General features: G+C 73.4%; 9 protein-coding genes. 2 read left to right on the top strand and 7 right to left on the bottom strand.

Going from position 1 to position 9,149, the window contains the following annotated elements:
• Positions 1-247 precede the first annotated feature (247 nt).
• Positions 248-1,426 carry a steroid 3-ketoacyl-CoA thiolase gene (locus tag IE136_RS00525; RefSeq protein ID WP_158986891.1) on the top strand — a complete coding sequence of 393 codons (1,179 nt, stop codon included), beginning with the start codon at positions 248-250 and terminating at the stop codon, positions 1,424-1,426.
• Between the two features lie 113 nt (positions 1,427-1,539).
• On the opposite strand, the gene IE136_RS00530 is transcribed toward IE136_RS00525, so the two are convergent.
• Both IE136_RS00530 and IE136_RS00535 read right to left on the bottom strand, forming a co-directional pair.
• Complete coding sequence (locus IE136_RS00530; protein ID WP_189599122.1) at positions 1,540-2,619, bottom strand: NAD(P)H-dependent flavin oxidoreductase; 1,080 nt, start codon at positions 2,617-2,619, stop codon at positions 1,540-1,542.
• Positions 2,616-3,236 carry a flavodoxin family protein gene (locus IE136_RS00535; protein ID WP_189599123.1) on the bottom strand — a complete coding sequence of 207 codons (621 nt, stop codon included), beginning with the start codon at positions 3,234-3,236 and terminating at the stop codon, positions 2,616-2,618. The genes IE136_RS00530 and IE136_RS00535 overlap by 4 nt, the downstream gene beginning before the upstream one ends.
• 121 nt (positions 3,237-3,357) lie before the next feature.
• On the opposite strand from IE136_RS00535, the gene IE136_RS00540 reads away from it, so the two are divergent.
• Positions 3,358-3,960 (top strand): TetR/AcrR family transcriptional regulator, encoded by a 603-nt coding sequence (locus IE136_RS00540; protein ID WP_189599124.1) that lies wholly within the window; start codon positions 3,358-3,360, stop codon positions 3,958-3,960.
• Positions 3,961-4,066: 106 nt separating this feature from the next.
• Here the strand turns inward: IE136_RS00540 and IE136_RS00545 are convergent, their stop codons facing one another.
• From IE136_RS00545 to IE136_RS00565, 5 genes are all read right to left on the bottom strand, one after another.
• Positions 4,067-4,468, bottom strand: a complete 402-nt coding sequence (locus IE136_RS00545) for an aggregation-promoting factor C-terminal-like domain-containing protein (RefSeq protein WP_189599125.1) — start codon at positions 4,466-4,468, stop codon at positions 4,067-4,069.
• A gap of 314 nt (positions 4,469-4,782) precedes the next feature.
• The gene (locus IE136_RS00550) at positions 4,783-5,679 is read right to left on the bottom strand and encodes an ECF transporter S component (RefSeq protein WP_189599126.1); all 897 of its coding nucleotides are present in this window, start codon (positions 5,677-5,679) and stop codon (positions 4,783-4,785) included.
• The gene (locus IE136_RS00555) at positions 5,676-7,370 is read right to left on the bottom strand and encodes an ABC transporter ATP-binding protein (RefSeq protein WP_189599127.1); all 1,695 of its coding nucleotides are present in this window, start codon (positions 7,368-7,370) and stop codon (positions 5,676-5,678) included. The genes IE136_RS00550 and IE136_RS00555 overlap by 4 nt, the downstream gene beginning before the upstream one ends.
• The gene (locus IE136_RS00560; RefSeq protein ID WP_189599128.1) at positions 7,367-8,482 is read right to left on the bottom strand and encodes an energy-coupling factor transporter transmembrane component T; all 1,116 of its coding nucleotides are present in this window, start codon (positions 8,480-8,482) and stop codon (positions 7,367-7,369) included. The genes IE136_RS00555 and IE136_RS00560 overlap by 4 nt, the downstream gene beginning before the upstream one ends.
• Positions 8,479-9,149, bottom strand: a 671-nt coding sequence (locus IE136_RS00565) for an SCO2322 family protein (protein WP_189599129.1), incomplete at its 5' end; no start/stop codon positions are given. The genes IE136_RS00560 and IE136_RS00565, both read right to left, overlap by 4 nt.

Genomic DNA, 9,149 nt, shown 5'->3' on the forward strand with positions numbered 1-9,149 from the left:
TGTCCGGGAGGCGCTTGTCTGACGATCCATCAGAAGGTGCGAGGTGTCCGAAAGGTAGTAACGAGTTCTACAAGCCGCAAGGCCCGGAGCGGGAACTGTTGTCGCGAGACGGTGCACGCGGGTGTGTGCACGACCCTTGCGTACCGGCGGTAGCAGTCATAAGACTGCACGGAGAACTAGAACGCGTACTAGTTCCCTGTGGCGAGGTGCCGGGACACCCCGCCAGGGGCGAGGAGAGGACGAGCTCATGGCCGCGGAACCCGTCATCGTCGAAGCCGTACGCACCCCCATCGGCAAGCGCGGAGGCGCGCTCGCCAATCTCCACCCCGCCTACCTCCTGGGTGAGACCTACCGCGAGCTCCTCGGCCGCACCGGCATCCCCGCCGACTGCGTCGAGCAGATCGTCGGCGGTACGGTCACCCACGCCGGCGAGCAGTCCATGAACCCGGCGCGCAACGCCTGGCTCACCATGGGCCTGCCCTACGAGACCGCCGCCACCACCGTCGACTGCCAGTGCGGCTCCTCGCAGCAGGCGAGCCACATGGTCGCCAACATGATCGCCGCCGGGGTCGTCGACATCGGCATCAGCTGCGGCGTGGAGGCCATGTCGCGCGTCCCGCTCGGCTCAGGTTCCAAGCACGGCCCCGGAAAGCCCTGGCCGGACGAGTGGAACGTCGACCTTCCCAACCAGTTCGAGGCCGCCGAGCGCATCGCCCGGCGCCGGGGACTCACCCGCGAACGGGTCGACTCCCTCGGCCTCCTCTCCCAGGAGCGGGCCGCGATCGCCTGGTCCGAGGAGCGCTTCAAGCGCGAGACCTTCGCCGTCCAGGTCCCGACCACCGAGGAGGAACAGGCCGCCGGGCAGGGCATGTGGCGGCTTGTCGACCGCGACGAGGGGCTGCGGGACACCAGCATGGAGGCGCTCGCCCGGCTCAAGCCCGTCATGCCGACCGCCGTCCACACCGCGGGCAACTCGTCCCAGATCTCCGACGGCGCCTGCGCCCTGATGTGGGCCTCCAAGCGCACGGCGCGCGCCCTCAAGCTGCGCCCGCGCGCCCGGATCGTCGCCCAGGCGCTGGTCGGCTCCGACCCGCACTTCCACCTCGACGGGCCGATCGACGCCACCCGCGCGGTGCTCGGCAAGGCCGGGATGTCGCTGAGGGACATCGACCTCGTCGAGATCAACGAGGCCTTCGCCTCGGTGGTGCTGAGCTGGGCCCAGGAGTTCGAAGGGGACCTGGACGGTCTGACGAAGGTCAACGTCAACGGCGGCGCCATCGCGCTCGGCCACCCGGTCGGCGCGACCGGAGCACGGCTGATCACCACCGCGCTGCACGAACTGGAGCGTGCGGACAAGGAGTTCGCGCTGATCACGATGTGCGCGGGCGGGGCGCTGGCCACCGGCACCATCATCCAGCGGCTGTAGCCGGCGCGGGGTCGGGGGAGTGGTTCCGGACGGCCGACGCGTCCGGAACCGCTCTCTCCGTCGCGCGTCCCCCGTCGCGCGTCAGCGCGTCAGCGCGTCAGCGCGTCAGCGCGTCAGCGCTTCAGCAACCGGTCCGCCTCCTCGACGAGATCGGCGAGGTACGCCCCCGCCGCGGGCGACTCCTGGGCAAGCGCCGCCGCCTGGCCCGCCCACAGGTTCACGTACTCGGGCCGCCCCTGCGCCCCCGCCGCTCGGCGGATCGGCTGCATCAGGGCGTTCTGCACGGGATACGGCGGTACGTGATCCTCGTGGGCCGCCATGTCGCGGACGAACCGGTTCGGGATCCCGCGCGCGGTACGGCCCGAGAAGAGGCGGGTCAGGACCGTCGTGCGGGCCTCCGGCGTGCCGAGTGCCCGCTTGTGGACGGCGCTCGCACCCGACTCGCGGGAGACGAGGAAGCCCGTCCCGATCTGGACCGCGTCCGCGCCGAGGGCGAGCGCGGCCGCGATCCCGCGGCCGTCGGCGATCCCGCCCGCCGCGACCACCGGCACTGTCACGGCGTCCACCACCTGCGGAACCAGCGAGAACGTGCCGACCAGTGACTCCCGTACCGGACGCAGGAAGGCGCCCCGGTGGCCGCCCGCGTCGGTGCCGGACGCGACGATCGCGTCCACGCCCGAACGTTCCAGGGCCACGGCCTCGTCCACCGTCGTCGCCGTACCGATCAGCGCGATACCGAGCCGCCTCGTCTCCTCGACGAGCCGCGGGGCCGGCAACCCCATCACCAGGCTGATCACCGGCGGGGCTGCGGCGATCAGGGCGTCCAGCTGTGCGTCGAAATCCGGCCGGGCCGCCACGCCGGCGGCCGTCGGCGCGGTCACGCCGAGCTCGTCGTAGTACGGCTTCAACCGCGCCACGTGCGCGGCGAGTTCGGCCTCGGACGGCCGGAGCGCCGTGCCGTCCTCCAGCGGCACCCACAGGTTCACCGCGAACGGCCGGTCCGTGTCCGCCTTCAGGCGGGCCACGAGGTCGGTGATCTCCTCCGGGGCGAGGAGGTGTGCCCCGTACGAGCCGAGTCCACCGCCCTCCGACACCGCGACGGCCAGCTCGACCGAGGAGAGCCCACCCCCGAAAGGCCCCTGGACGATGGGGAGCTCGATCCCGAGGGACTCCCCGAGACGCCCCGGCCTCACGCGGTCACCGCCAGGGCGCTCTCGGCCTCGCGACCCAGGGCCTGGCGCAGCGCCGCCCGCGCCACGCGCTCGCCCAGGTGCCGGGCCGTGCGCAGGTCGGACGCGCCGGGTGCCTGCTCCGGGCCGAGATCGGAGGGCGACTGGGCCATGGCGCCAACGAAGCCGCCGAGCCGGTTGAGGTCTTCGGGGCTGCCCCCGGAGGAGTAGATCCAGCCGGGCGCGAGGCCCAGCGGCACCCACGTCATGCCGTGCTGGGCGGCGAAGACGGTCATGGACAGCAGGGCGTTGTCCTTGTTGCCGTTCACCCCGGCCGAGGTGGTGAAGCCGGCCGCGAGCTTGTCCTGCCAGCCGCGCGCGGCCCAGACCGGCGCGCTCGCCTCGGCGAACCGCTGGAAGACGGCCGACGTGGAGCCCATGTAGGTGGGGGAGCCGAAGACGATCGCCTCCGCCGCGGCGAGGGCCGCCCACAGCTCGTCGTCGAGCACCGACACATCACGCTGGTCGGCGCGGACTCCGGGCACGGAGCCGACGCCCTCGGCCACGGCTGCGGCCTGGCGGGCGGTGTGCCCGTACCCGCTGTGATGGACGACGGCGACGGTGATGGGTACGGCGGACATGCGTGGCCTCCTGCGTCGCGGCGGGCCGGACGCCCGTCGATGCCGAGGACACTAGACGACCGGTCAACTAAAAACCACACCGGTCGGGCCGGTAGTAGTTGACCGCCCGTATAGTGACGCCATGGGAAGGACCAGTACGGCCCGCGAACGACTGCTCGACGCCGCCGGCGACCTCATGCGCAGCCGTGGCTACGGCAGCCTCGGCGTCGCGGAGATCTGCGCCCGGGCGGAGGTGAAGAAGGGCAGCTTCTACCACTTCTTCGAGTCCAAGCAGGCCCTGACCGTCGAGGTCGTCGACGCCTACTGGCAGGGTGAACGCACCTGCTGGACCGGCGAGTTCGCCCGCTCCGCGCCCGCCCTCGACCGGCTGCGGCGCCTGTTGGACGCCATGGCGGCCGTGCAGCGGCGCACGAAGGAGACCTCGGGAACGGTCGACGGCTGCCTGCTGGGCAACCTCGCTCTGGAGCTCAGTACCCAGGAGCCCGGCGTCCGGGCCCGCCTGGAGGAGATCTTCGACGAGCAGATCGAACTCGTCGCCGCCGTCCTCGCCGAGGCGGCCGCCGAGGGCGCCGTCCCGGCGGAGCGGGCCACGGTCGCCACCGCCCGGGCGGTGGTCGCCCAGCTCGAGGGCATGGTCCTCTTCGCCAAGCTCAAGAACGACCCCGGGGTCATGGACGACCTGTGGCCCCACACCCTGAGGCTGCTGGGCGCGGCGGCCGGTTAGGCCTGAAACGCGGCAGGCCCCGCCCCTCCGGAAGGAGGGCGGGACCTCGCGTGTGGCTGCCGGCCGCCACGGGCTGACCGCTACGCGCCGGCTACCTGCTGTCGGCTCAGTACCAGCCGTTGGCCTGCCAGAACGCCCAGGCGGCGTTCGGGCTGCCGTAGCGCTCGTTCATGTAGTTCAGGCCCCACTTGATCTGGGTGGCCGGGTTCGTCTTCCAGTCGGAGCCGGCCGAGGACATCTTCGAGGCCGGGAGGGCCTGGACGAGGCCGTAGGCACCGCTGGACGAGTTGGTGGCGGCAGGGTTCCAGCCGGACTCGTGGGAGACGATCTTGCTGAAGGCCTGGTACTGCGAAGCCGGAACGATCTGCTTGGCGATCTCCTGGGGAGTCGCGGCCGAAGCCGTGGACGTCGTGCCGAGCACCGCACCCGAGGCGCCCAGCAGCACGGCTGCGGAGGCGGCGAAGGTCTTCTTGCGGGACGAGACACGAGTGGAGAGCGAGCGGAACACGAAGCGACCTAACGTCGGGGGCAAGGGGCGCACCAGACGTTTTCGGCAAGCCGGAACCAGAGCCCGGGGGGTCCCGGAGATCGTGGGATTCGGCCTGTCCGAGGCGCTGCGACGAGCGGCGGCTGCCTGGCGACGTCCACCAGACAAGCAGGGCGGGAAGCCTGGCGCAACGACCCCCTGTACTAGGCACTTTCGCATCCAGGGCGAACGTCCCGGAGACGGTCGACCGTCGGCCGGATGTTCCCGCAGGTGGCGGTGGGTTATGGGGCGATTTGACCCGACCTGTCCCACTCCTATTCCGGCTCGTACGTGACCTACGTCCTGTGGGGCGCCTCACCGCGAGGGGCCCCTCCAGGCCCCTCGAATGTGACCTGGGCCTCGAAGTTCGCCCGCCGTGTCGCCCGCCGGAGCGCCTTCAGGACAGTGCCGCCGACGGTCAGGGTGAGGACGACGGTGAGCGCGGCGCGGCCGAGGTCCCAGCCGAGGGAGGTGGCGACGACGTACGCGGCGAACCGCGGCAGGTTCTCGTGCAGCGGGTCGCCGGACACGAAGGAGACGCCGGAGGCCAGACCGGGCACGATCGTCCAGCCGTACAGGTTCATGATCGTGCCGTACGCGAAGGCCGCCAGGAAGCCGTACGCGGAGAGCATCAGCAGCTCGGCGCGGCCCCGCAGCCGCTCCGGGCCGGGCAGCAGGCCCGCGCCCATGGTGAACCAGCCCATCGACAGCATCTGGAACGGCATCCAGGGCCCCACACCGCCGGTGAGTAGGGCCGACGCGAACATCGTCACCGCGCCGAGGACGAAGCCGAAGCCCGGCCCGAGGACCCGGCCGCTCAGCACCATCAGGAAGAACATCGGCTCCAGACCGGCCGTCCCGGCCCCGAGCGGCCGCAGGGCGGCCCCCACGGCGGCCAGCACGCCCAGCATCGCGACCGCCTTCGCGTCCATCCCGCTGTCGGCGATCGTCGCGACGACGACCGCGACGAGCAGCGGCAGCAGGGCGGCGAAGAGCCAGGGCGCGTCGGCGGAGTGCGAGGTGAGGGCGGCGGAGGAGTCCGCGAGCAGCGGCCAGCCGAAGGCCATGGCCCCGATCAGGGAGATGAGGACGAGGGCGGCGACCGCACGCGGTCCGAGCCGGATGGGTCGCGCGGAGGCGCGTGAGGAGGTGCTCGGTGAGGAGTTCGGTGAGGTGCTCGGCGAGGGGGTCACAGGGCCTCCCTGACCTGCTCGACCGTGAGCCACGGCTGCGGGGCGAGGATCTTGGCGACCTGCGGCGAGAAAGCGGGGGAGGAGACGACCACCTCGGCCGTCGGGCCGTCCGCGACGACCTCGCCGCTCGCCAGGATCACCACCCGGTGCGCCAGCTCGGCGGCCAGCTCCACGTCGTGCGTGGCCAGCACGATGCCATGCCCCTCGGCGGCCAGGCCGCGCAGATGCGCCACGAGACGCGTCTTGGCCGCGTAGTCGAGCCCTCGGGTCGGCTCGTCGAGGAGGAGCAGCGGCGGTCGACCGGTGAGCACGACGGCCAGGGCAAGCGCGAGGCGCTGCCCTTCCGACAGGTCGCGCGGATGGGTGTCGTCCGCCACGCCCGGCAGCAGCTCGGACACGACGGCCCGGCAGGTCCCGGGCGCGGCGCCCGCGTCGGTGTCGGCGGCGGCGCACTCGGCGGCGACCGTGTCCGCGTACAGCAGATCGCGCGGCTCCTGCGGTACGAGAGCGACCTGCCGGATCAGCTCGCGCGGATCGGTGCGGTGGGGGACCCGGCCGCTCACGAGGACGCTGCCGGAGGTGGGCTCGACCATGCCGACGAGCGAGCCGAGGAGGGTGGACTTTCCGGCGCCGTTACGGCCCATGAGGGCGACGGTCTCGCCGGGCCGCACGGTCAGCTCGACGCGCCGCAGCGCTTCGACGCGGCCGCGGCGGACGCCGAGGGCGCGGACATCGACGAGGGCGTCCGAGAGGAGGGCCTCGCGGGTCGGGCGCCGCCAGAACCGGAAACCGGCGGCTCCGCCCCCGGACCCCCGCGCCTCGAACGCCGGCGAGGCCGCATTCCCAGCCCGCCCGCCGTTCGAGGGCCGGGGCTCGGGGCGGAGCCCCGTAAGACGCTCCCGCAGGGGACCCGCCCCCCGCCTCGCGTCGCGGACCGTCAGAGGGAGCGGGGTCCAGCCCGCCAGGCGGCCCAGAGCCACCACCGGAGGGTGGACCGGGGACATCGCCATGATGTCCGTCGGCGGGCCCATGACGCCCTCCGGCAGGAGCAGCACCTGGTCCGCGTACTGCACCACCCGCTCCAGGCGGTGCTCGGCCATCAGGACCGTCGTGCCGAGGTCGTGGACCAGGCGCTGGAGCACCGCCAGGACGTCCTCCGCCGCCGCCGGGTCCAGTGCCGACGTCGGTTCGTCCAGGACGAGGACCTTGGGGTGCGGTGTCAGGACCGAGCCGATCGCCACCCGCTGCTGCTGGCCGCCGGACAGCGTGGCGATCGGCCGGTCGCGGAGCTCCGCGAGCCCCAGCAGGTCCAGGGTCTCCTCCACCCGGCGCCGCATCACCGCGGGTGCCAGGCCCAGCGACTCCATGCCGTACGCCAGTTCGTCCTCGACCGTGTCCGTGACGAAGTGCGCGCGCGGGTCCTGCCCCACCGTGCCGACCACGTCCGCCAGTTCGCGCGGCTTGTGCGTCCGCGTGTCCCGGCCGGCGACCGTCACCCGGCCCTTCAGCGTCCCGCCCGTGAAGTGCGGGACGAGTCCCGACACCGCGCCCAGGAGCGTCGACTTGCCCACGCCCGACGGGCCGACGAGCAGGACCAGTTCCCCCTCCGGGACGGTCAGGTCCACGTCCCGGAGCGTGGGCGCGCCGCCCGGGTCCCCGTACGTCACCGAGACGTTCTCGAAGCGGATCACGGGACTCGGGACTCCTCGGGGACGGGGGCGACGAACGCGGGCACCAGGCCCACCAGGACGGACAGGGCGGGCCACAACGGCAGTTCCGGCGCCACCAGAGGGACGACCCCGGGGTGCAGCGCCTCGTACGCGTAGGCGTTCGCCCACACCATCAGCGCCGCCACCGCCACGCCCGACCCGGCCACGAGCCACGCCCGCGCGCCCCACCGGTCGGGCCGGTACCGGCTGCGTACCGCGCGGCGGCCGCCGAGCCGGAGCCCGGCCACGGCCGCCGCCAGACCACCGGCGACGAGCGGCAGTCCGTACCCCGCGCCCTCCGCCGCCAGCAGACCGTACGATCCCGCGCACACGCCGAGCAGCCCGCCGAGCGTCAGCACGTCGGTCGTGCGCCGCACGGCCGACGGCACCGACGCCGTACGGCCGTAACCGCGCGCGTCCATCGACGCCGCCACCGCGATCGACCGCTCCAGCGCGCCCTCCAGAACCGGCAGTCCGATCTGGAGCACCGCCCGTACCCCGCCCGTCGGCCGCCCCCGCAGCCGCCGGGCCGTTCGCAGCCGCACCACGTCCGCCACCATGTTCGGCGCGAAGGTCATCGCCACGACGACGGCGACCCCGACCTCGTACAGGGCGCCCGGCAGCGACTTGAGCAGCCGCGCCGGATTGGCGAGCGCGTTCGCCGCGCCCACGCAGATCAGCAGGGTTGCCAGCTTGGCGCCGTCGTACACCGCGAAGACGATCTGCTCGGCGGTGACCCGGCCCCCGATCCGTACCCCTTGCGCCCACTCGGGCAACGGCACCTCGGGCAGGGTGAACAGCTCGTGCGTGCCCGGGACGGACGAGCCGAGGACCACCGAGAAGACCACGCGCAGGAAGACGACGAACAGGCCCAGCTTCACGAACGCCCCGTACGAGCGCGCCCAGGGCGCGTCCGTACGGCGGGCGGCGACGACATAGCCGGCGACGCCCACGATCAGGCCGAGGAGGAGCGGGTCGGTGGTACGGGAGGCGGCGACGGCCAGGCCGAGGGCCCAGAGCCACCAGGCGCCGGCGTGCAGGGCGTTGGAGCGGTTCGCCTCGGGGGCGCGGATCATGCGGGGGGCCGGGCTCATCCGCGGCGGCGGGCCTTCCAGACGGCGGCGCCCCCGAGCGCGAGCACGGCGACACCACCGGCGAGGGCGCCGACGGAGGGCCCGCCGGACTCGCCGTCCGCCCTCGTGGTGACGGTCGCGGTGGGTTGTCCGGTGGAGCGCTCCGATCCCGAGGGCCGGGGCGATGTCCCCGCGACCTGGTCGCCGCAGCCCTTCGCCGGGTAGCCCGCGATGCCGCACAGCAGCGCCGCGCTGTCGTACCGCAGCGGCGCGGCCACCGCCGCGAGCGCCTCCGCGCTGGTCGCGTCCTCCCGCACCCGCGGGCAGCCCGCCTTGAGGAGCTTGTCCGGCGGTGTCTCGCCCGGCGGGGCGTCCAGCGGACCGCCGAAGTCGATGACGACCGCGACCCGCTTGGTGCCGGCCTTCTTCTCCGCCTTCTCCGTACCGGCGCAGATCGCCGCGAAGTCGGGGGCGGCGGAGGGCTGGGCGGCGTCGTTCGCGTCCTCGCTGACGGCGAAGCGGAAGCCGATCACGTCCCCGTCGGCGGGGCGGGCGGTCGCCGGGCCCTGCGTGGCGTACGCCCACTTCCCGGTGCCGTCGCTCTCCCAAAACGACCAGTAGCGGTAGCCGGCGGCGTGCGCGGGGGCGGCGGCGGCCGGCGTCAGCACGACGGCCGCCGCGACCGCGG

Source organism: Streptomyces lateritius, from assembly GCF_014649715.1.
GTDB classification, from domain to species: domain Bacteria; phylum Actinomycetota; class Actinomycetes; order Streptomycetales; family Streptomycetaceae; genus Streptomyces; species Streptomyces lateritius.